Origin of the sequence: Clostridium sp. BSD9I1 (genome assembly GCF_900185645.1) — a bacterium.
Classification (GTDB): Bacteria; Bacillota; Clostridia; order Clostridiales; family Clostridiaceae; genus Clostridium_AK.
Genome location: NZ_FYAM01000023.1, coordinates 984178 through 1007054 on the forward strand (window position 1 = coordinate 984178; position 22877 = coordinate 1007054).

The window sequence follows — 22877 nt, forward strand, 5'->3', positions numbered from 1 at the left end:
CCTTCAAATTTGTTTATGATGAATACATAAACCTCTTGATTGTCCTTTTCTTCTTGAACATTTTGGGTCATGGCATATATTACATATATCCTCATTTTCCTCATCTTCCATAAGTTCAAGTTCTTCTTTACTATCATCCTTATTATCTTCAAATGAGATACTTTCAACATGCTGTACACTTTCACTATCACATTCCTGAGTATCTTCAACGTTACTTTCAATATCATCTTTTACATTTTCTTTTACTTCGCTTTTATTAAGTTCAATTCCTATAGTCATATTAGATTCAATAATACTCTCTAAGCTTTTAGCTGGCCTTGGTATAACAACTGATGCATATACCTTATTGACTTTGCTCGAACTAATCTTTGCTGCTTCAATTGCTGCCTTAACTGCTCCTACATTTCCCTTTATCTTAATAGTTACAAGTCCAGAGCCTTTTGTTAGCTCGTATCCGATTAGTTCCACATTTGCTGATTTTACACAAGTATCCGCTGCCTCTATTGCCGCAGCCATTCCAATAACTTCAATAATGCCGAGGGCTTCTCCATTCATTAAAATCCCTCCCTATGAATTTCTATATCAAAGTTTTTCAAAACAGATATCACTGTCTCTGTAATTTTTTCTCTAAGTTTATCTTCTAAATTATCTATACCTTTAAGAGGCATTACTTTATATAGTCTTGCCGCATTGGCTCCTATTGTTCGTGCCTTTTCTTCTTTATCGTAGAAATTTAAATTTATATCTAAAAGCGGTTTTTCTTGTCTTAATTTATTATGCTGAAGTATTATTCTATTATTTATGATTGCAACAGCTATCCCTATTCTTGATTTTTGGGATGCTTCGTGTAAATACTTAAGTACACTACTTTCATTAAAAATTATATTTTTCACATCATAAGGAATGCCTTCTTCTTCTATCCCTGCAAGAAGTTCTTTTACAACTGCCTTTTCAGCATTATTCGTTATTACAAAGATAGCAGGCTTTTCTACATTACTTCCTATCATATGTTATTACCTCTCAAACTATTGTAATATGAAATTACAAGTCCTGTAGCAACAGCATTTCTAGGTCCTTCAATTCCCCTTATATTGCCGCCGCCGCAGACAACTCCATAATGAGATAATTCGTCTGATATCATTTCTGGAACTTCAAAATCTAATGCAGATCCCCCTACTAGCACAACAAAATCAATACTTCTCAAGTCATGATTAGGTGCAATATCCTTTAATGCTCTAATGGCATTTGTTACAAAAACCTTCCTTTTTGCTTCCCTTCTTACCATTCTTATCTTTTCTATAGCATGTTTAGTAGGAATTGGAATCATTTCATCTTTTTTTACCACTATGTTTCTTGCAAATAAATTTGAGTCTAAAGGCTGCTGAAAGAAACATACACTCCCATCTTCATATCTTATATTGAAAAGACTTTCTACTTTTGCAAGAGGAAACTTTTTAATATCTTCCGCTAAATTATAGTCCTCAAGACCTAATTCAGACTTTATAAGCATTGTAACCATTTCTCCTGCACCAGCATGATGGATGGACTTGACAGTATTATTTTTATCAATATAAGCTGAATCTGTGGAACCTCCTCCCATGTCTAATATGACAAGAGGTTTATCAGTTCCAGGGGTAGTTAAAGCTCCTAGTACTGCCATACCTGCTTCTACTCCACCTATTAAAACTTTTACGTTAGTTTCACTTTCTAATTTTTGAGCTATATTTTCCATAGGAAGTTTACTTGTCTTTACCATAGCTGCAAGAGCTACAGCATTTTCTAAGGCAAATTCCTCTGCTAATCCCCCTTGAACCTTTTGTGGTATAAATGTATCCACAGCTAAAACATCCTGAATTTTAATTTCTTCTGTATCCTGATTTGTAAGTTCACTCATTACTTGTCTTACTCTCTCTATCATTCCACCTACATTAGTACCGGGCTCTCCACTTACATCTTGTAAAGGCCATACCTTATCTAAACTGTTCATTATAGCTAAGGCCCCTTCTTCTATGCTGATCCTGCTTTGCTTAATTCCCATAAGAATAAGTTTACCTGCAGGTATAACCCTTTCCTTTACATCCCCCTCAGGGGTTCTTATAACAACAGCCGACCTGTTGCCAATAAGAGCCCTTGAAATTGGGATTATATGTTTTGTTTCTTCAGGTGAAAGTTTAAAGACAGTGGCAAGTCCATAAGGATTAGATAAAACCTTTATAGTCCTTCCTGGCGTTGCTACTTCTACTGCAGCAATCATGCCCATGGGAACTTTATCAATATAGGCTACTTCATCTACAATAGGAATTTGCTTAACTAGTCTATTTGATATTATTACTCCATCATCCCCCTGCGCTACTGCAGCAGTAATTTGTATATTTTTATTAAAGGCTTCATTTAATTTTTTAGCTGCTATTTCAAAATTTGTTGATTTTGGAATTATACAAATCACATCTTCATTACTATGAAGATATTCCAATTCATCCAGAAAAACCGTTCTCCCTATTCCTACTCCTATGCCTCCTGGAGTATCTGGATTATGTCCAATCATTGTAGATTCTGTAATTATGGTTTCAGTGATGGTTTCCATAGCTACATCACCAATAACTGGAGTTGCTTCATTAATGCAAATAACATCTAGGTTTTCTAGTGAAATATTTATATTTTTACATGCTTCCTTTAGTCCTAAAAGTACACCAGCAACATTGTCTGTTGTTCCTTTAATTCCAGTAGTTTTAACTATGCTGCTTGTAATGAAATTTAACTTATTACTAATATCTGCAATAGCAACTTCTGTAGTTGAATTTCCTATGTCTACTCCTGCCACAAGCTTCACTTGTCCCACCTACCTAAACTTTTAATCTACCTCTCTTTTCATATATCTCAGCTGCTTCTCTAACTAGTCTTGCATTCATTTTTGCATTATACTTGTTTTCTAATTCATCCACTATATCAAGAAGTTCTTGTTTTGTTGATCTATAAGGTCTTAGTGCATTATAGATTTCAAGAACTCTTGCATCTGGAACTGATGTTAACTCAGCAGCTCTTCTTAAATTTGTTGCAAATTGATTTCTTCCTACGGACTCTGCAATTTCAGCTTGATATAATAATACCTCTGGAGTTATTTTTATATCTTCTGGAGTCACACTTCCATTCAAAACTTCTTCAATAGTTATGCCTTCTAAACTTTTTCCTGTTTTTGTCTTTATAAGATCTTTTCTCTTTTGTCCCAAAGGATAATCACTTTGAGTAAGCTTTTTTTCACTTTTAGTTTGTTCAACTATAGTTTTAGCTTCCACCACTGACTTCTCCTTACAATTTCCCATAGTCTTTAATACTTGATTTACTATTTCTTCTATTAAAACATTATTATCCATAATTTCACCCCTATTCGAAAACTGCTTTTAATTCTATAGGTTTAGCATTTGCTACTACATGCTCAGTTTCTTTTATATGCAATACCGCTGCTTTAGCTTGATATTTTGGTCTTGCCATTTGATCATTTCTAACAGGCACTGGATCTGGAGATTCCCCTTTAGCGTACTTAGCTGCATTCTTACCTATAGCTCTAAAAGTCTCCCTGTCTATTAAAGGAGCCTGAGAAAATAACTCAAGGTTATTTAATGGTTCTAAGTCTTTTTGATGTATAACTGTTGTACCCTTTGACTGGATACCTATACCAATACCTGAACCACTTATTTTTGCAGCATCATGGCTCATAAATGCCACATCAGAAGTACGTAAAACCCTTATTACTCTTGGAGTAATTCCTTCTTCTTCTACACCAGCCATAACTTCTCTTAAAACATCATCATGAGGTATTCCAACTATAGTTTCTGTTTGATGTATTCCAAAGGAAGGTGCAAGTGCTATAACAACTTCATCACTTCTCTTTCCATACTCTGCAGTCCCTACTTCTTGTAAACTCATTCTTCCAACTTTTGAAACAGAATTACCATCTTTCACATCTTCACAACTATTATTTTTTGCTAATTGATTTAAAACCTGTTTTGTTATTAGTTCTATTAATTCCTCATTGGACATTGAATTAACCATATACTAATCACTCCCCGTTACATTTTGTCAGGATCTAAAGCATGAGTTATGTTCTTTATTTCTTCCCATCTCTCACCTTCAACTCTGTATCCTGTTCCAGGTCCCATGTAATCATTTCTATCATTAACACCGCTTACAACGTTAAAGTCTTTATCAAATATAGATGATGCATGAAGATAGTCTCCAACTATTCTTTGTTTCAACAATTTTAAAACTCTTTCCGCAACTTCTTTGAAGCCGCCTTTGTAAAGTGCTTTAACAATATCAAGGCCAGTAACCTCACGACTTAACAGTTCTTGGGCTGCCTTTAAATCTTCTACTACGTTTCTCTTTGGCATATCATTACTGCCATGAGCATAAGTTGCAGCTTCTACTTCTTCATCTGTAATAGCTGGTAGTCCTAGTTCTTTAAACACAGCTTGTAGAGCTCTTGCTGCTTTATTTCTTATAGATATAACATCCTCTTCTTTTACTGGTTTTAAGCCTCCATCTACTTTCAAGTCTCTTTGAAGAACTAAATAATCATCATAATCTTCAGCATCAAAGTTTGAGCCTGCAAACATGTTATCATAATTTGGTGTAGCACTATATCCTGAGAATATAAAATCAGTTCCCGGTAAGAATTGCATCATAGTTCTTGCAGTTCTTCTTATGTCAGAATGAGTAAAGGTTTGGTCGTTTCCTGATGCAACTTCCATATCCAGCATAGTGGTAATGAGATTTTCACCAAGTACCGCTCTTATACCTCCTGGTACTGCACCTGGAACGCCTATACAACTAATAGAACCATTTTGTAATCCTTGAACTCCTGCTCCCTTGGTTATCATGATACATCTTGCCTCAAGATAAAGCATTGATTTGCCATCTGCATATCCCATTTGAACTTCAGAGCCTGTACCTGATGTAAATCTCATCTTAAGACCTCTTGATGCATAAGCTGATGCCAAGAAGGATTTTGACCAAGGTGTGTCATCACCATCTACAAATACCTGCTCAGTTCCATATACAGAAATAGTTTCTGCATAGGCTGTATAAGCAAGCATTCCTAATCTAAGCTCTGTAGCTTCTTCTAATGCACACTGTGTTAATACTCCGCCTCTTCCAGTTTGAGCTCCTACTAAAAGTGAAAGAGCATTAAAAGGTGCATATCTTACTATACCTACTGTAGTTTCCATTTCATCAAAGCCTCTTAGAGCTGACTCTGCTGCATCTGCAGCAATCTGCACTGGATTATCACGTACATTAGTGACATGGCATTGATTTGATGGAGTTCTTCTTGCTCTCATCTTTTGAAGTGCCATCATCATTTCAACTACATTTAATTTGTCTACTATTTCTACAAGCTTTGCAGGAGTTAACGCAGTAGTTATATCTATAATGTCATCTCTTGAAACATTTATATCCGTAAGCATTCTAGCTATTTCAAGCGAATCCATAGCCATTGCTTTCTCTGTATTTTTTATATTAATGGAATGGTCTGCTAAGAATACATCTATAAAATCAAAGTCTTCCCTTTTCTTCCCATCCATTTCAACTATCTTTCCATTTTCAACCTTTACACTTGCCTTTGGGTCGCTAGGACTGTCTACAGCTATAAGCCCAACTTCTGGCCATTCCTTAACAAACCCATCGTTATGCACAGGTTTATTTTCTAATATTTCAAATCTCTTAGATCTTTTCACAGTAACACCACCTTCTGTTAAATATATGGCTTGGTATCAGTTTTAGGATCTTGTCCCATTGATCTTAAAATTGAAAGGCCCACTTCTCTAGCTGCTATTACAGATTGTCTTACAGCACCAGAATCTCCAGTAATAGTTATTATAACCTCATTAGAATGAGCTGTACCTGCATTAGGACTTGCATAGGTAACCATTTCTACGTTGGCTGTTTTCATTGCTGCATCTGCCATTACTACACCAATTCCAGCTGGAGCTCCTACAATTATTCCAAAAGCCTTCCCAATAGGTGCACCAAATGCTTTTTCTAGTGCTAAACTAGCTCTTGCAGTATATTGAAGTTCAAGATGTCCTACATCACATCCATAAACATCGCCAAAGGTTCTATCCAGTTGTGCTAGAGCTACTTCCACAGCCCTTCTAGCATCTGATACATCTTCAGCTGCTAGAATTATTAATGAGCCATGTCCTGCTCCACCTTTTGTATCTCTTGCAAGCTCTATGCTCACTACTTCAGTATTAGTAGCTTTTACAGCTTCATCTGCTGCCATTATTTGAGGACCTGCTCCTGTTCTTGAGCTAATTATTCCTATAGAACGATATTTTTTATCTAATTTCATACTTTCATGAAGACTGTAATCTACGTTAGCTATAACTAATCCAACGGTGTCTCCCCTTGCTGCTCCCACATATTCTGTTACTGCTGACGGTGCACTCATAACTTGTACCTCCTCTTTACCTTCTACAATACTATTTTCTTGACTTTCTCTACTAATTTCTTGCTCTATTATTTTTGAAGCTGTGGATTCAATAATTTTACTCATTTGCTCACTGTCTACATTTTGTAAATCTAAATGCTTTCTAATCTCAATTAAAACCTTTTCAATAATTTCATCATTCATATCAATTACCCCTTAAGCTTATTATTCTGATAACTTAGGTAATATTTTTTCTACATCTGTGTGTGGTCTTGGAATTACATGAATTGATATAACTTCTCCAACTCTCTTAGCTGAAGCAGCACCAGCATCCGTAGCAGCCTTTACTGCTCCTACGTCCCCTCTAACCATAACAGTAACTAATCCTGATCCTATTTTTTCATATCCTATAAGTGCAACATTGGCAGCCTTTACCATAGAATCAGCGGCTTCAATTGCAGCAACTAATCCCTTTGTCTCAACCATTCCCAACGCTTCTTGTCCCATAAAAATACCTCCTAAAATAAAAATTTATCTTACCAATATCTATTCTATAATATTATCAAAACAAATTTACAGAATATTTTGCTTGTTTTATGGTTTATATAACCCTTGTAAATATGTAATTTTTTAACTTATTTTTGTACTTTTTTTACATTCAGTAATATATCTTATTTACATTATTGTTAATAATTTGATTTAAATGATATAATTATTTTATGCTGATTATTAAGCTTATGGGGGTGATTTTATGGAAAATTTGAATCAATATACGTTAGATAAAATTATAGATATACCTTCTCTTCAGAATATACAGGATAAATTCTCCAAAATGACAGGCTTATCTTCTATAACAGTTGATAAGTTTGGAACTCCAGTAACAGCACCTAGTAATTTTTCAAAATTTTGCAATGTACTTAGGGATTCAAAAATAGGCTGCTCTAGATGCATTACCTGCGATGCAGAAGGCGGGTTGAGATCTATGTTATCAAAACAACCCATAATTTATACCTGTCATGCTGGGCTTACAGATTTATCTGCTCCAATCATTGTAAATAACACTTATTTTGGTTGCATGCTTTGTGGACAAGTAATGATCAAAGAAGGGAAAAATAAAAATTCTGTTAACATAAAAGAGCTTTCAGAGGTTACAAGTATTCCAATTGAAAAACTTCAAGATGCTTTAAATGAAGTGAAGGTTGTTGAGTATGATGCATTGATAGATTCTGCTGACTTTCTTTCCTTATTTGCTAATTTGATTACAGAAATGGGTGTTGCAACTATAACACATTTTCACCTACTTAAAGAAACAGAGGAAAAAATGAAATACCAGGAGTTAGCTAAGGATACTCAGTTCAAGGCCCTTCAATCTAAAGTTAATCCGCACTTTTTATTTAATACATTAAATACTATTGCTGGCATGGCTCTTATGGAAAATTCTCAAAACACAGCTGACCTTATATATGCTCTTTCTGATTTATTAAGATATGGCATTAAAAATTCTGAAGACATGGTTGAAATAGGCGCTGAATTAGAAAGTATAAGAAAATACTTATTTATTGAATCAGTAAGATATAGTGATAAACTTAGTTTTGATATAAAAATTTCTGATGAGATATTAAAATATAAAGTTCCAGTTATGACATTACAGCCTATTATTGAAAATGCTATCATACATGGTTTAGAACCTAAGAAAAACCCTGGCAAGATAACAATCTCCGGAAAGATATTACCAAACAAAGATGTTTTAATTAAAATAAGTGATGATGGAATTGGTATGAGCAGTGAAAATTTAAATACGCTAATTCAAAATATAAATTCCTCTTCCAGCAGAAATTGTATAGGTATGAAAATTGTTCAGGATAGATTAACATATTATTTTGGATCTAAATATAAAATTAAAATGGAGAGTTCTCTGGGCACTGGAACTACAGTTTATATTACAGTGCCTCTTATTAATTAATATATCGGGAGGCGTTTTAATTATGTATAAGCTATTAATTGCTGATGATGAAGCTTTTGAACGTAAAACCATGAGATTTATCCTTAAAAAAAGTTTTGCTAATTTAGAAATAATTGAAGATGCTAAAACTGGGGATGAAGCTGTACAGTTATCAAGAAAATGCAAGCCTCACATAATCATTATGGATATTAAAATGCCCGAAAAAAATGGATTAGAAGCGCAAAAATCAATTATTAAATTTCTACCAAATATAAAAACAATTATTTTAACTGCTTACGACAACTTTAGCTTTGCTCAAAGCGCTATTAAGCTTGGTGTAGTTGATTACATATTAAAGCCTGTTAAACCAGATGAACTTAAAGAATCTCTAAATAAAGCTATATACTTATTGAAAAATGAAGATGCAAATCTTAATTCTTTCAGTGATTCATCTAATGATAGAGATTCTATTCATGAGGCACTAAAATTTATAAATAAAAATTTTAGTGAAAATATTACTTTGGAATCCGTATCAGAACATGTTCATTTAACTTCCCATTATTTTAGCAGATATTTCAAAAATAGTACCGGTGTAAACTTTATAGAATACTTAACTAAGCTGCGCATAAAAGAAGCCAAACGGCTATTGGTGTCTACAAGTAAAAGTATAAGCAGAATTTCTCTTGATATTGGCTATGTAGATTCTGCATACTTTTCTAAAGTCTTTATGAAGTACGAAGGAGTTTCTCCCCATAAATATAGACTAAATGAAAAAAGGCATCCTCTTGATTTAGAAATGCCTTGATACTTAGTAATTGCCATTAAGTTTTAATCATATAATTTGTAATGTCATTTAGTAGAAATAAGACGGCTTATTTTTAATGTTGAACGGGTCCGTATGGAATTTCGCTTTGGCGAAAGTTCCTTTTAATAAATTGACACTTATCAAAGGGCTGGGAAACCCGCAGACCGATAGGTCGTAAACTATTAATTATTCTATTTTTTATCAGGAATCTTTTATTGTACTACCTTATCTTCAATTTATAAATTAAGTTGCTCATTTAATTTAGCATAAGTTCTTATAACGTTCCCAGGCTGCCGCCCTAAAAGATCTTTCTGTGTTAATTTCTAAAATATCTTAGAAATTCAGTTAGCTGAATTTCTTCCTTTAGCAGTTCACATGAAGAATTTTTTAATGCTCTGGAAGCATAGAATTTTCATCGTAGAAGGCATTGAATGAGCCTTAGAACGGCTTTATTTATAAATTTAAAATACCGTTAAGAGCCGTCTACTGTCTGAGCGACAGCGAGTTTAGGCGGCTTAGGGATTTTGAATTTATAAATATTAGCCGTTCTTGGCGAAATGAACGCCTTCTTAGATGAAAATTCCATACGATCCAGAGCATTAAAAACATCGGAATTTTCTTTATTTATGAAACTTGATCAAACTGCATATTGTAAAGATTCATGTATTCACCTTTTTTATTCATAAGTTCATCATGATTCCCTCTTTCTTTTACACCTTCATCAGTAAGAACAATTATCTCATCTGCATTCCTTATAGTACTTAATCTATGAGCAATTACAATAGTTGTACGATTCTTGGAAAGAAGTTCTAATGATCTTTGTATTAGTCTCTCACTCTCATTGTCAAGAGCAGATGTCGCCTCGTCCAATATTAGTATCTGAGGATTCTTTAAGAAAACTCTGGCTATTGATATTCTCTGCTTTTGTCCGCCAGATAGCTTGACTCCTCTCTCTCCTACATAAGTATCATATCCTTCTTCAAGTCCCATTATAAATTCATGTGCATTTGCCATTTTAGCTGCTTCAATTATTTGTTCATCAGTAGCATTCGTATCGCCATATGCAATGTTTTCCTTAATTGTTCCTGCAAACATATATACATCTTGTTGAACAATACCTATATTACTTCTAAGGGATTTTATCTTAATATCTCTAATATCAATACCGTCTATTTTTACTGACCCTTCATCTACTTCATAAAATCTTGGTATTATACTGCAAAAAGTAGTTTTACCACTTCCTGAAGGCCCTACAATCGCAACTGTTTTTCCTGCTTCCATAGATATATTAATATCTTTGAGAACTGAATTTCTATTATCGTAGCTAAAGGATACATTTTCAAGAATAATTTCTCCTTTTGGATTCTCTAACTCTATAGCATCCTTTTTGTCTATAATATCTGGGTGTGTGTTAATAACTTCTAAAAATCTTTCAAAGCCAGTTATTCCTTTCTGATATTGTTCTGTAAAGTTTACAAGCTTGTCTATAGGATTAAGGAAAATATTTATATATAGAATATAAACCATTAGATCTTTAGCTTGAAAACTTCCATTACTTATAAATATACCTCCAAAAATCACTACTGAAAGATATAGTATCCCTTGGAAAAATCCATTCATACTAAAGAATTTTCCCATAATAGTGTAACTATTCTCCTTTGTTTGTAAAAAAGCATCGTTTCCTATTTCAAATTTCTTATTTTCTATCTCTTCATTTGAGAATGACTTTACAACTCTTATACCTGAAAGGCTATCTTGAATTTGAGCATTTACATTTGCTATCTTTTCTTTATTACTCTTAAATACTGCTCTCATTTTTTTATTATAAAAAAGTGAAGAATATATCATAAATAGAGTTATAAATAATAATATAATTGTTATCCTTGCATCAATACTCATAAGTATCATAAAAGAACCGACAATTTTAAGCAAAGATATAAATAAATCCTCAGGTCCATGATGAGCAAGCTCTGATATATCAAATAAATCTGTAACTATTCTAGACATAAGTTTTCCTGTATTTGTATTATCATAATAAGAAAATGATAATCTCTGTAGGTGGCTGAATATATCGCTTCTCATATCAGCCTCCATTCTTGCACCCATAATATGTCCCCAAGAAGTTATATAGTATTGACAAAAATATCTCACTATATACATTAAAAGTAAGCCTGTACCAATTAAAGTTATATACTTTAATATCTCACTTCTTTCTTTTATATATACATTGTTTAGCATGAAGCTGACGATAATAGGGAACATTAAATCTATAAGCGATAACGTAAATGCACAAAGCATATCCATATAAAACATTTTTTTATATGGCTTATAGTAACTTATAAATTTCTTTAAAGTTTTCATTAATTATAATCTCCTTTCTTTACCTATAGTTTTACTCAAACACTATCATTGCTAAGGTTTATATAAAGAATATCTCATATAATCAAACTCTACATGAACCTAATAATCAATTGATATACAAACTAAGATAACATTTTATTTGCTATTTATCAACATAATATTCTACATATTTTTTATCTATAATTAATTTTTTCAATATTTAATTACAGATAAATTTGTACAATATTTACAAACTTATATTCAGTATATTACTTTATATTAAAGGTAAAAATATAATTAGCCTATCTTTGCATGATTTATAAAAATCTTTGATTTCTTATAAATCATTATATCTCAATTCATTGAGATTTTCCTGGCTTAATTTATAGAAATCTTTGATGGAGAAAGGATGGTGAATCCTGATTATTTCAGGAGATACTATGGATAATAATAAAAGCCATTTAAAAACCGATGTTAAAACCAATGCAGAACTTAGAAAAATGTATCCACGGGATGGAGCTAAAATCGGTATAGAAAATGGAGAAAAAATTGGAGCTCATTCTATTGGTAAAAAATACACAAAACGCTCTAAACTTTCTCATAATAATTAATAAAATGGGTGGTGGAGATCGGCTCCACTGCCCATTTTGTATTTATTTTATATTGAAATCACAATTTTTACATTTTCCATTGGCTCTCCAGTCTTTAATTTCATATCCTTCTCTTTTAATTACTAGCTCATTACACTTAGGACAATAAGTATTATTATTTATTCCAGGTACATTACCAATATACACATAGTTTAAATATTTATCTCCTACTTCTTTTGCCTTTAAAACTCTTTCAACAGGAGTTGGTTCTTCTTTAAATTGATATGAAGGAAAATATCTAGAAAAATGTACTGGAATATTTTTATCAACAGATGCTATCCATTTACATAACTCTTCAACTTCTTCTTCCGAATCATTATATCCATTTACAAGCAGTGTAGTTATTTCCACATGAGTTTTTTCACTGCAGAGCTTTATATTTTCTAGTACCTCCTTGATATTCCCCTTACAAACATCCTTATAATACTCATCCTTAAATGCTTTAAGGTCTATATTTATCGCAGATATATAAGGCAATAATTCATTTAATGGTTCTTTACTAATGTATCCATTACTTACAAGAACTATATCTATATTTTTATCTACAGCTTTCTTGCTTACATCCCATATATACTCATACCATATTGAAGGCTCATTATAAGTAAAAGCGATTCCTACGTTGTTTTTCTGCTCAAGGGCTAAATTTATCAAATCCTCAGGCTCCAAGTATCTAGTATCTACGTTATGTTGAGAAATACTATAGTTTTGACAAAACCCACATTTAAAATTACATCCAAAGCTTCCTACAGAAAGTATATAACTTCCTGATTTATAGTGATATAATGGCTTCTTTTCTATAGGATCCAAAGAAATAGAACTTATTTCTCCATAATTTGAATTGTATAGCTTTCCATCATGAACCTTTCTAGGCCCACATAGTCCTCTCCCTCCATCTTTTATATGACAGTTATGAGGACACAAATTACATATAACGTAATCATTATCTATTTTTTTATAAAACATAGCTTCCTTAAGCACGCTTTCTGCCCCCTTTACCTTTCAAAGATTACCTATACCTTAATACTTCAAATCTTTGCAGAGAGTATTGTTCCCCAGAATTTATGCCCGCTTTTTTGAGTACCACATCTAATTGCTCTTCCACAGTATCTATTCCCTCAAGGTCTGGAAGTAATAAAGCTCCCTTATATCCACTATTTACTATTACCCCATACTTTTTAGGATCTAAGTCTTCCCTCTTAGTATCCTCCGCAGGCATAAGCACATCAACAGAATATATAATTTCATCTAATTCCTTTTCTTGTAAGGGAGCAAATCTTGGATCTCCTACCGCTGCCTCCACTGCATTTTTTATTATCTCTTCTACTATATTATTTGTTGTAGGCGCTGTTGTACCAATACATCCCCTAAGATCTCCATTCTTTTTTAGAGAAATAAATACTCCTCTTTTTTCTTTTAACATTTCCTCAGGTAAATCTTCAGGAATCTCAATATATTTTTTATTTCTTATATACCCTTCAATGCTTTTTCTAGCAAGTTTTACATATTCACTTTCTCTATCCTTTATCTTCTTTAATTTTTCTTCTTTTTTTGTTTCTAATTCCTTTAGGATATCCCTTTCTTCATCCCCTACTGCTTCTATTTTCATTACTCCATACCCTATTCCAAAAGGTCCTTCGTAAGAAAGAAGTTTCCCTTGTATTTTTTTATCATACAATGTTCCAAGTAAAATATAAAAAGATCTAAGTCCACACTCTCCAGCAACTTCACACATATTGCTATTCAAATTGAAAATTTCTTTTACATCTCCACTTTCTAAAAGCGTTATTATTTTATCATCAAATTCTGGTCCTTCCTTTGCATATCCATAGGGACTCTCTTCGCTTAATTTATGAGATAAGTCACCTGAGGCTATTAAAACCGCATCTATGGAAGAACTCTCTACAGTACTTTTAATTATCTTACCTACTTTATAAAGTTCTTCTGAGGATAATAATCCATATGTTATATGTACTAATTTGTAATTTTTATAATTTTTATTTATAAAATACAGCGGAACCATAACACCATGGTCTAATTCTAATTCTATATCATATAAGCTAGAATTTATTTCATCTATAGCTACAGACATTATATCCTCATTACCCAAATTCTTTAATAGATTGTTTGATGTTTCTCTATCTATATTTACTTGAAAACTTACATTTGGGGTATTAAAATTCCTAAAGTCCCCTTCTATACTCTCTGAATTCATTATTGCCACAGCATCTCTAAAAAGCGGTCCATGAGGAGTAATTATAATTATAGTTTTAGGCTTTTTTTCTGCTATATCCTTTGAAATTTCAATACATGCATCTATGGTCTTTTGGATCTTTTTTTCTTCCCCTTTTCCTACCTCCGCTACAGCAATAGGTGGATGCGGCATTATGTAATGTGATAAAATTTTACCCATTTATATTCTCTCCTTAATATAAAATTCACTATGTACTAATATATTTCTCTAAACTACTCATATTTAAACACTATAATTTAATTCAAAAATATCTTAGAGAATTACAGTGTATTAATAATCATAATTTAACCATTATTTTTGCAAATCATGAATATTATACATACATAATAAATCTAATAAGACAAATGCTAACTTATGAAGACGTAACTTTTGAGGTGATTAAATGAAAAAATCTTTACTTGTATTTTCTGCCTTAATACTAACTTTGTTAAGTTTAATCATAAATGTCATTCATCCTGTTAATGCCCATTCCGCAAAACTAAAATCAAGTTCTACGCTTTTATATGATACAAATAATACACCTATAAGCACTACAAAGATAAATTACAAGGAAGATTATATTGAAGTGGATTTGAATATACCTACATTAAATAATTTAAAGGACAAAAATATTCAAGATAAAATAAATAAATATATATTAAATTCTATTTGTGATCTTAAAAATAAAACAGAAAAACTTGCTAAAACTGATATGAACAGTAGCATCTTAACTAACCCTTATACTGTACAAACAACTTATGATGTTCATTATGCAAATGCCTCATTCTTAAGCCTTACTATTATGTATTACGAATATACTGGCGGCGCTCACGGCATTTCATATAAACTACCTTATAATTTCAACTTAAAGACTAGTGAAAACATTACTTTAGGAAAATTATTTAAGCCAACCACAAATTACATTGACTTAATTAATAAGGAAATACAGCTTCAAATAAACAAAAAAAATTCTGTTCCTGGAGCTATTCCAATAACAGAATTTAAAACTATAAGTAATACTCAACCTTTTTATATTGATGGTAGTAACCTTGTAATTTACTTTCAACCTTATGAAATAGGTCCCTATGTATTAGGCATTCAAGAATTTCCAATTCCTCTAAGGAAATTACGATATTTTTAATGCTCTGGGTCGTATAGAATTTTTATCTAGGAAGGCGTTCATTTCGCCGAGAACCACTAATATTTATAAATTTAAAATCCCTAAGCCGCCTAAACTCGCTATTGCTCAGACAGTAGGTGGCTCTTAACGGTATTTTAAATTTATAAATAAAGTCGTTCTAAGGCTCATTCAATGCCTTCTACGATGAAAATTCTATGCTCCAGAGCATTAAAAAATTCTTGATGTAAACTACCGAAGGAAGAAATTCAGTCAACTGAATTTCTAAAACACTTTTAATAAAAAATAGAATGATTAATATTTTACGACCTATCGGTATGAGGGCCTACCAGCCCTTTGATAAGTGTTAATTTAAAAGGAACTTTCGCCAAAGCGAAATTTCCTCCTTTAGTTAGGTAAGCCTAAATGATATTTTTAATGTTGGACATAGAGTATGGGTTCTGCATTGTAGAAAGCATTGAGCAAGCATTAGAAGCTCTTTATTTCAGAATTTAAATCACCGTTAAGAACTTTTTACTGTCTGAGCGACAGCGAGTTTAAAAAGTTTAGGTGATTTAAATTCTGAAATATTAGAGCTTTTCTGCACAGCGAACCGCTTTCTTAAATGCAGAATCCATACGGTACGTTCAACATTAAAATGCCGTCTTATTTCTAATATGCGTAAACCATTTTACCTATCTTAGCTTTTACAGGCTTGGACAATAACCATTTACTTGTACAACTTGTATCATAAAAAAACAATGCACCATTACTTGGATCTTTTCCATATAAGGCTTCCTGTACTGCTTTTTTATTAGCATCTGTTGCAGGTTTATTAATTTGTCCATTTTGTACTGGTGTAAATTGATTGTTACTGTTTATAACTGCAGTTATCGTATTTGGAAACTTTGAGCTTTTAACTCTATTTATAACTACTGCTGCTACAGCCACCTGTGCACTATAAGATTCTCCCCCTGCTTCTGCTCTAACAAGTCTTGCAAGAAGATCTAACTCTTTTGCATTATATGATATAGCTGCCTTAAGATTTCCTCTACTTGCAGTAACCTTATTTGATGCTTTTGCCTTTGGTTGTGCTTTTGAAACTGTACTAACTGTTTTAGCATTCCTCTTATTTGAACTATTTACATTTTGCCCCTTATTCTTATCTACATTTCCAGATTCATCTGCATTATTAAATCTTACAGTTTTTAAATTTGTATTTTCCTTATCTTCATTAACTGCCTTATGCGTATTGTCTTCATTATTAGACAATGTTACCATTTCTTGATTTTGATATTTCTTCTCCTGACTATTAGCCATTTTATCATTAGTATTATAAATCACAACACTTAATCCTAAAACTAAAATCATAGATAAAGCAAATACCTTTAATTTTTTCATAATTTTATACCTCCATTTTGCCTCCGAGGTTAGTTGACGGGTTCGGGTTAGAGGTACCCTACTTTAAAAAGATTCACCCCATAGGATATCCCCCGTACTCCATAAAGGAGATTCGGCATCTTTGTAAGTTACATTTTATAGTCTATTATACAAGTTGTCTATATGAAATTACTGGTATACGGCCTTACCCCATTGATTTTACTGGTATTGTTTACAGTATATCTTCCTAATAAAATATATCCAAAAACTTAAATTTTATATAAGTTTTTTGCTAAAATAAAGAGACATTTACATAAATGCCTCTTTAAATAAATCATTCTTATTAAAATATAATATGGTATTTTAATAAAAAACTTATAATCAAAACCCACTGCATAATCATAAGAGTTGGAAAGCCGTATCTGAACTTATTATGCAAAGTTTTATGATGAAATATCTTCATTCCCAGGTACGCTCCAGTACCTCCAAATAAAAATGCCCATCCAAATAACACCTTTTCAGACACTCTCCATTTATCCTTTCTTGCACAGTACTTATCCCACCCCATAAGTGAGTGACTTATTATGTTTATGACTATAAAAATATAAATATAATACATATATATCTCCTTATATGATTTGAATATCTATTAGTAATCTTAATTTTTAGTATAAATCAGTAAACTATTAGAACGTCTCCTGTATCTATTTATAATTATATCACTTTTTATAAAAATATGTCTTAGTCCATTTAGAAGTTATCTGAATTTAAAATAATTTATAATTTTTTCTGAAATAAAGTGGCTGTCTCAAAATAAAATTTTGAGACAGCCACTTAGGAATTATGATAGTTTTTCAATTTTTGATTTTAATCTACTATTGGATTGCTCCATTGAATTAATTATTTTATCAAAACTAGATTTTACTTGTTTTTCATCCTTTGAATCCACAGCCTTTTCAAAGTCTTTCCACATAGCTTTCTTTTCTTCTCTCATCTTATCATGCTCTTTTTTCATTTCTTCTCGTTTTTCTTTATTTTCTTCTTTGCAGTCTTTTTTATTTTCTGCATTATCTTTTACCATATTTCCTTCCTTGTGCTTTTTAATTAACGGCTTAAATTGCTCCATTAATTCTTTTCTTTCCTTTATAGTCTTATCCCATTGTGCCTTTGTCCCTGGAACTATTTCATCTGCTTTTTCTACAAGCTTAGATTGTTTTTCTAAGCTTTTGTTTATTTTTTCTTCTCTCTTTTCAAAATCTTCTTTCTTATCTTGTTTCTTATCTTCCTTTTGGCTTTCTATTATATTATTGGGTGACTTTTGTTCATTTGAAGGTGTTTGTTTAGCCAAAACGGCTGAAGGCATCATAGATGCTGCAATAGTTAATGCAACTATAAACTTCTTAGATTTCAACATAATACATTCTCCTTTCCGTGTCATTTGTAAAACTCTTTCATGTTATTATAAGTTTACATACTTTGATTTTATGGTATGTTCTTTATTAGTATTGGGAAAAAAGGCGATATAAATTCAGTAAATAATTTCCATTTTACTCATATCTCAATGCATCTATAGGATCCATTTGGGCTGCTTTTTTTGCAGGGTATATTCCAAAAAAAATACCCACTGCCGAAGAAAACAATATTGTACTAGCTACAACTACCCAGGATACTTCCGGTACGATATTTGCAAAGGAACCTATTATATTTGCACCTATTACGCCCAAAAGCATTCCTATTATTCCTCCCACAACTGAAATTATCACAGATTCTGTTAAGAATTGAAGCAAGATTGTACCTGTGGTTGCACCTATTGCCTTCCTTATACCTATTTCTCTAGTTCTTTCAGTAACTGATACAAGCATAATATTCATAACGCCTATACCTCCAACCATGAGAGAAATAGCAGCTACCGCACCTATAAATGCAGTAAATATTCCTATTACCTTATTTATTTGTTCTAATTGTTTCATAAGTGCTTCTGCTTTATATATGTCTCTTCCTTTATTATTATGTCTGCTTTCAAGCATATTTAGAGCACTATTTCCAGCTGTTTCGCTTAGCTCCTTAGAAGTTGCACTTATAAGTATTGAATCTATTAAATTATCACTTCCATACAATTCTTGTACAAGTGTTACTGGTGCCATAACCATAGCAGGTATATTTTCATCATCTCCTCCAAACATCTCCATTTCACTTTTTATAACCCCTATGATTAAAGCTTGCTTAGGAGAATTTTTAGGGCCAACCTTTATTGTTTTGCCAACCACATCTTCATATCCAAAAAGCTTTCTAGCCGCTATTTCATCTACTACGATTACAGACTTTCCTTCTATGTGCTCTCTTTCACTAAAAAACCTACCATATACTATTTCTAAGTTTCTAACATACTGTAATTCTTCATTGCCTCCGGTAATATATGCCCTCTTAGACTCTTTATCTGATGTTATTACTCCCTGCTTTTGTAATGTAGGAGTTATATATTTTACAGAAGATATTTTATCTCTGATTTGATCTATGTCTTCCATAGTTATATAATCACTTTTATTTGCCTTTTGAACATCAACTCTTATGCTTACAGATGTAGAACCTATCTTTTCAAATTCTCCTGTAATGGTACTTTGACCACCCTGCCCTAAAGAAACTATTGTAATTACGGAACTTATACCAATTATTATACCGAGCATTGTTAAAAGTGACCTTAACTTATTAGCCCTTATGCTATCCAAAGCTATTTTAAAGTTTTCAAAAAAACTCATTTTATTCTCTCCTCAAATGACGCTCACACTATAAGCCTATTTTTTACAGCTTCATCAGATACTATTTCCCCATCTCTAAATCTTACAATTCTTTTTGTATATTTAGCTACATCTGGCTCATGGGTGACCATTATTATGGTAGACCCTTCATTGTTTAAATCTTGAAATATTTTGAGTATCTCAAAGGTAGACTTGCTATCTAAATTCCCCGTAGGTTCATCTGCCATAATAACAGAAGGATTATTAACTATTGCCCTTGCTATTGCCACTCTTTGCTTTTGCCCTCCTGATATTTCAGTAGGTTTATGTGTAATTCTATCAGATAGTCCAACCCTTTCTAATGCATCAAGTGCCTTTTCTATTCTTTCTTTTTTAGAAATTCCTGCATACACCATTGGTAGTTCTACATTTTCAAGTATTGTCATACGCGGAAGAAGATTAAAGGCCTGAAACACAAATCCTATTTCTGTATTTCTTATTTTAGCAAGTTCATTATCTTCTAAATCAGATATATTTTTATTATTTAATATATACATACCACTATCCATTTTATCAAGGCACCCTAAAATATTCATAAAAGTGGACTTACCAGAACCCGAAGGCCCCATAATGGATGTAAATTCTCCCTTATCTATACTTAAATTTATTCCCTTTAAAGCTGTAAATTTAAGCGCTCCTGTATCATAGGTTTTATAGACATCCTTTACTTCAATTATCATATCGTTTCTCCTTATACTACCCTAACCTTAGTTCCAGTTTTAAAATTTCCAGATGGATTTAATACAACCTTTTCCCCTTGAGCTAATCCTGATTTTATTTCAGCTTCCATATCTGACTGAAGCCCTAGTACTACTTCCTTTTCACTTAACACTTCATTTTCAACTACATACACAAAGTTTTTCCCACTTTTATCTGTTCTTATAGCCTCTGTTGGTATCTTTAATACCTTTTTTACTTCTCCAAGCAGTATATCTACATCTGCATCAAAATCTATCTTTAAATCTTGTGGATTTCCTAGAATATCTATATCACAATCCAAAGTTTTATCCACTGCATCTACTACGCCTACCCCCATAACATTTTGCCCCTTGCTTGCTGAAGGACTTATAAAAGAAACCTTACCCTCATATATTTTATCTCCATTTTTAATTATTGCACCTTGACCCAACTTAACCTTGAGTACATCGTATTTCCCTAAAGAAACCACTGCCTTTAGTGATTTTATATTCTCAAGAGCTGCTGCAGGTTGTGTTGGATTCCCCATGGAACCTTGTGATGCATTTAATGAAGTTATAACCCCATCAAAATCAGCTATTATTCCTTCTGAAGCAATGCTTAGCTTACTATATGCTGTATTAAGTGCAGTTTTAGCTAATGCAACTGAGTTATCTAAAAGCTGAAGCTGCTCATCAGATATGCTTTTAAAAGAATCCCTTTGCTGCTTAAGTGTTCCTAAAGTGATTTGATCCTGTGGATTTTTACTTTCCTCTAGTCTTTCAATTTCCACTTCTATATCTTTACGCTTGCTCTCCACCATCTCTCTTTGATTAACTGCATCTCTCTTTTGCAAAATAGCATTGTCATATTGAATTTGTGCCTGCCTAACTTGCGCATTTATGTCTGTTATATCATAATCTAAAATTTTATCTCCCTTTTTTAAATCGCTCCCTACTTTAACATAAACTTTATTTATTTTAAGTTGAGCTGCATAATAATCCTTGCTTTCTTTTGATTTAATTACTGCAGTAGTTGACAAATAAGACTTTATATCTCCCCGACTTATTGTAGCCACTTTCACTTCCTTAATCTTTGATTTTGCAATTCTCTGTCCTTGAAAATATATTCCGCCAACTAATAAAATTCCTATAATTAATAAAATAATTGCAGTTTTCTTTTTCATATTATTTCTCTCCTATATCAACTCTGCATTTTGAAAATTTTATAATATAGTATTTGAAATAATAATAAAATTAATACCAATAAAAAAAAGTTGCAAAGCAACTTTTTAGGTAATAGTTTAAAGCTAAAAATCAATCTTCTAAGAAGTCCACTGCAAACTGTGCATACAGTGCTGCTCCTCTTTTTAAAACATCTTCATCTACCGTAAATTTATCACTATGGTTAGAATATATTGCTCCTATAGCTTCGTTTTTACATCCTAAAAATCCATATACTCCAGGAACTACATCCATGAAGTATGCAAAATCTTCTGACCCCATAAGTCTATCCATTGAAACTAAGCTTTCTTCTCCATATAATTTTATTGATGCTTTCTTTGCTATTTCAGCAAGTTTTTCATCATTTATCACTGGGGATGGATAATATGAATATTCAAATTCCACTTCTGCATTTAAGGCCTTAGCTGTGTTTTCTATTATATTTCTTAAGTCCTTTTCTAAATATCCTCTAAGCTCCTTTGAAAAAGTTCTTATAGTTCCTTCCATTTCAACTTTATCTGCAATTATATTAAATCTATTTCCACCATGTATAGTTCCTATACTTATAACAAGAGGATTCAATGGATTGTTTTTTCTGCTCACATAAGTTTGAAGATTCATTATTATTGAAGCTGCTGCAACTACTGCATCTTCCCCTAAATGTGGTGCAGAACCATGGGCTGCCTTCCCCCTTACAGTTATTTTAAAGTTATCACAGGAAGCCATGCGTCCACCTGGCTCAAAGTTTATCTTAGGCGCATCTAATGTCCCCCATATGTGCATTCCAAATATAGCATCCACTCCTTCAAGAATTCCCTGCTCTACATAGTACTCTGCTGCATGGCAGGTTTCTTCTGCTGCTTGAAATATAAACTTTATATTTCCATTTAACTCTTCTTTAATTTCCGCAAGTATTTTTACAGCTCCTAAAAGCATGGCAGTATGACAATCATGACCGCAAGCATGCATATTTTTGTTAGTAGATTTAAAAGGTAACTCTGTATGTTCTTCTATGGGAAGTGCATCTATATCTGCTCTTAGAGCTATGGTTTTTCCAGATTTCCCACCTTCTAAGTACGCCACTACTCCAGTCTTACCCTCAAACCTTTCAGTTTTCAATCCAATATTCCTTAATTCTTTTTCAATTTTATCAGTTGTCCATTCTTCCTCCCAGCTTAATTCTGGATGCTGGTGAAATTCTCTTCTCATGCTTATAATATAATCATTATACTTCTCTGATAACGCTTTAATATCCATAAAAAATCTCCCTTCCAATAAATAAAATCCCTACTC

General features: G+C 32.3%; 22 protein-coding genes and 1 riboswitch. Of the genes, 4 read left to right on the forward strand and 18 right to left on the reverse strand.

Translation table 11 applies throughout. The features are described 5' to 3' along the window. Positions 1-3: 3 nt before the first annotated feature. The 8 genes from BSD9I1_RS19025 to pduA all read right to left on the reverse strand — a co-directional run bounded on the left by BSD9I1_RS19025 (position 4) and on the right by pduA (position 6934). Positions 4-555 (reverse strand): BMC domain-containing protein, encoded by a 552-nt coding sequence (locus BSD9I1_RS19025; RefSeq protein WP_186430573.1) that lies wholly within the window; start codon positions 553-555, stop codon positions 4-6. Beyond that, positions 555-1007 (reverse strand): glycerol dehydratase reactivase beta/small subunit family protein, encoded by a 453-nt coding sequence (locus BSD9I1_RS12390; protein WP_186430574.1) that lies wholly within the window; start codon positions 1005-1007, stop codon positions 555-557. Before BSD9I1_RS12390 ends, BSD9I1_RS19025 begins: the two co-directional genes overlap by 1 nt. After that, positions 1004-2830, reverse strand: a complete 1827-nt coding sequence (locus tag BSD9I1_RS12395) for a diol dehydratase reactivase subunit alpha (protein ID WP_186430575.1) — start codon at positions 2828-2830, stop codon at positions 1004-1006. The genes BSD9I1_RS12390 and BSD9I1_RS12395 overlap by 4 nt, the downstream gene beginning before the upstream one ends. Positions 2831-2843: 13 nt before the next feature. Further along, positions 2844-3371 (reverse strand): diol dehydratase small subunit, encoded by a 528-nt coding sequence (locus tag BSD9I1_RS12400; protein ID WP_186430576.1) that lies wholly within the window; start codon positions 3369-3371, stop codon positions 2844-2846. Positions 3372-3381: 10 nt separating this feature from the next. Beyond that, positions 3382-4050, reverse strand: a complete 669-nt coding sequence (locus BSD9I1_RS12405) for a propanediol/glycerol family dehydratase medium subunit (protein WP_186430577.1) — start codon at positions 4048-4050, stop codon at positions 3382-3384. 17 nt (positions 4051-4067) lie between these two features. After that, on the reverse strand, positions 4068-5732 hold the full coding sequence (locus tag BSD9I1_RS12410; protein WP_186430578.1) for a propanediol/glycerol family dehydratase large subunit: 1665 nt from the start codon (positions 5730-5732) through the stop codon (positions 4068-4070). Between the two features lie 17 nt (positions 5733-5749). After that, positions 5750-6553, reverse strand: a complete 804-nt coding sequence (gene pduB / locus BSD9I1_RS12415; protein ID WP_186430776.1) for a propanediol utilization microcompartment protein PduB — start codon at positions 6551-6553, stop codon at positions 5750-5752. 99 nt (positions 6554-6652) lie between these two features. Further along, on the reverse strand, positions 6653-6934 hold the full coding sequence (gene pduA, locus BSD9I1_RS12420) for a propanediol utilization microcompartment protein PduA (protein WP_035309034.1): 282 nt from the start codon (positions 6932-6934) through the stop codon (positions 6653-6655). A 244-nt stretch (positions 6935-7178) separates the two neighbouring features. Here pduA and BSD9I1_RS12425 point away from each other — a divergent pair, with 244 nt between their 5' ends. Continuing rightward, positions 7179-8390 (forward strand): PocR ligand-binding domain-containing protein, encoded by a 1212-nt coding sequence (locus tag BSD9I1_RS12425; RefSeq protein WP_186430579.1) that lies wholly within the window; start codon positions 7179-7181, stop codon positions 8388-8390. Between the two features lie 22 nt (positions 8391-8412). Then, a complete protein-coding gene (locus BSD9I1_RS12430; protein WP_186430580.1) occupies positions 8413-9174 on the forward strand; it encodes a response regulator in 762 nt (253 codons plus the stop codon). 624 nt (positions 9175-9798) lie between these two features. Here BSD9I1_RS12430 and BSD9I1_RS12435 read toward each other — a convergent pair. Then, complete coding sequence (locus tag BSD9I1_RS12435) at positions 9799-11535, reverse strand: ABC transporter ATP-binding protein (protein WP_186430581.1); 1737 nt, start codon at positions 11533-11535, stop codon at positions 9799-9801. A gap of 419 nt (positions 11536-11954) precedes the next feature. Between BSD9I1_RS12435 and BSD9I1_RS12440 the strand changes: the two genes are divergently transcribed. Then, complete coding sequence (locus tag BSD9I1_RS12440; RefSeq protein ID WP_186430582.1) at positions 11955-12125, forward strand: hypothetical protein; 171 nt, start codon at positions 11955-11957, stop codon at positions 12123-12125. Positions 12126-12167: 42 nt separating this feature from the next. Here the strand turns inward: BSD9I1_RS12440 and amrS are convergent, their stop codons facing one another. Then, positions 12168-13142, reverse strand: a complete 975-nt coding sequence (gene amrS / locus BSD9I1_RS12445; protein WP_207653903.1) for an AmmeMemoRadiSam system radical SAM enzyme — start codon at positions 13140-13142, stop codon at positions 12168-12170. 28 nt (positions 13143-13170) lie between these two features. Then, the gene (gene amrA / locus BSD9I1_RS12450; RefSeq protein WP_186430583.1) at positions 13171-14574 is read right to left on the reverse strand and encodes an AmmeMemoRadiSam system protein A; all 1404 of its coding nucleotides are present in this window, start codon (positions 14572-14574) and stop codon (positions 13171-13173) included. 223 nt (positions 14575-14797) lie between these two features. Here amrA and BSD9I1_RS12455 point away from each other — a divergent pair, with 223 nt between their 5' ends. Continuing rightward, on the forward strand, positions 14798-15535 hold the full coding sequence (locus tag BSD9I1_RS12455; protein WP_186430584.1) for a DUF3298 and DUF4163 domain-containing protein: 738 nt from the start codon (positions 14798-14800) through the stop codon (positions 15533-15535). Positions 15536-16183: 648 nt separating this feature from the next. On the opposite strand, the gene BSD9I1_RS12460 is transcribed toward BSD9I1_RS12455, so the two are convergent. The 7 genes from BSD9I1_RS12460 to BSD9I1_RS12490 form a co-directional block, all read right to left on the reverse strand. After that, the gene (locus tag BSD9I1_RS12460; protein WP_186430585.1) at positions 16184-16912 is read right to left on the reverse strand and encodes a cell wall hydrolase; all 729 of its coding nucleotides are present in this window, start codon (positions 16910-16912) and stop codon (positions 16184-16186) included. 3 nt (positions 16913-16915) lie between these two features. After that, positions 16916-17040: riboswitch (cyclic di-AMP (ydaO/yuaA leader) on the reverse strand. Positions 17041-17234: 194 nt separating this feature from the next. Continuing rightward, complete coding sequence (locus BSD9I1_RS12465; protein WP_186430586.1) at positions 17235-17510, reverse strand: DUF1294 domain-containing protein; 276 nt, start codon at positions 17508-17510, stop codon at positions 17235-17237. A 222-nt stretch (positions 17511-17732) separates the two neighbouring features. Beyond that, positions 17733-18305, reverse strand: coding sequence for a hypothetical protein (locus BSD9I1_RS12470; protein ID WP_186430587.1), 573 nt, complete (start codon positions 18303-18305; stop codon positions 17733-17735). 133 nt (positions 18306-18438) lie between these two features. Then, positions 18439-19647: an ABC transporter permease gene (locus BSD9I1_RS12475; protein WP_186430588.1), complete on the reverse strand. Its 1209-nt coding sequence runs from the start codon at positions 19645-19647 to the stop codon at positions 18439-18441. A gap of 23 nt (positions 19648-19670) precedes the next feature. Beyond that, on the reverse strand, positions 19671-20363 hold the full coding sequence (locus BSD9I1_RS12480) for an ABC transporter ATP-binding protein (protein ID WP_035309367.1): 693 nt from the start codon (positions 20361-20363) through the stop codon (positions 19671-19673). A gap of 14 nt (positions 20364-20377) precedes the next feature. Beyond that, entirely contained in the window at positions 20378-21547 is a 1170-nt protein-coding gene (locus BSD9I1_RS12485; protein ID WP_186430589.1) for an efflux RND transporter periplasmic adaptor subunit, read from the reverse strand. Positions 21548-21677: 130 nt separating this feature from the next. Beyond that, positions 21678-22841 carry a M20 family metallopeptidase gene (locus BSD9I1_RS12490; protein WP_035309055.1) on the reverse strand — a complete coding sequence of 388 codons (1164 nt, stop codon included), beginning with the start codon at positions 22839-22841 and terminating at the stop codon, positions 21678-21680. Between the last annotated feature and the right edge of the window lie 36 nt (positions 22842-22877).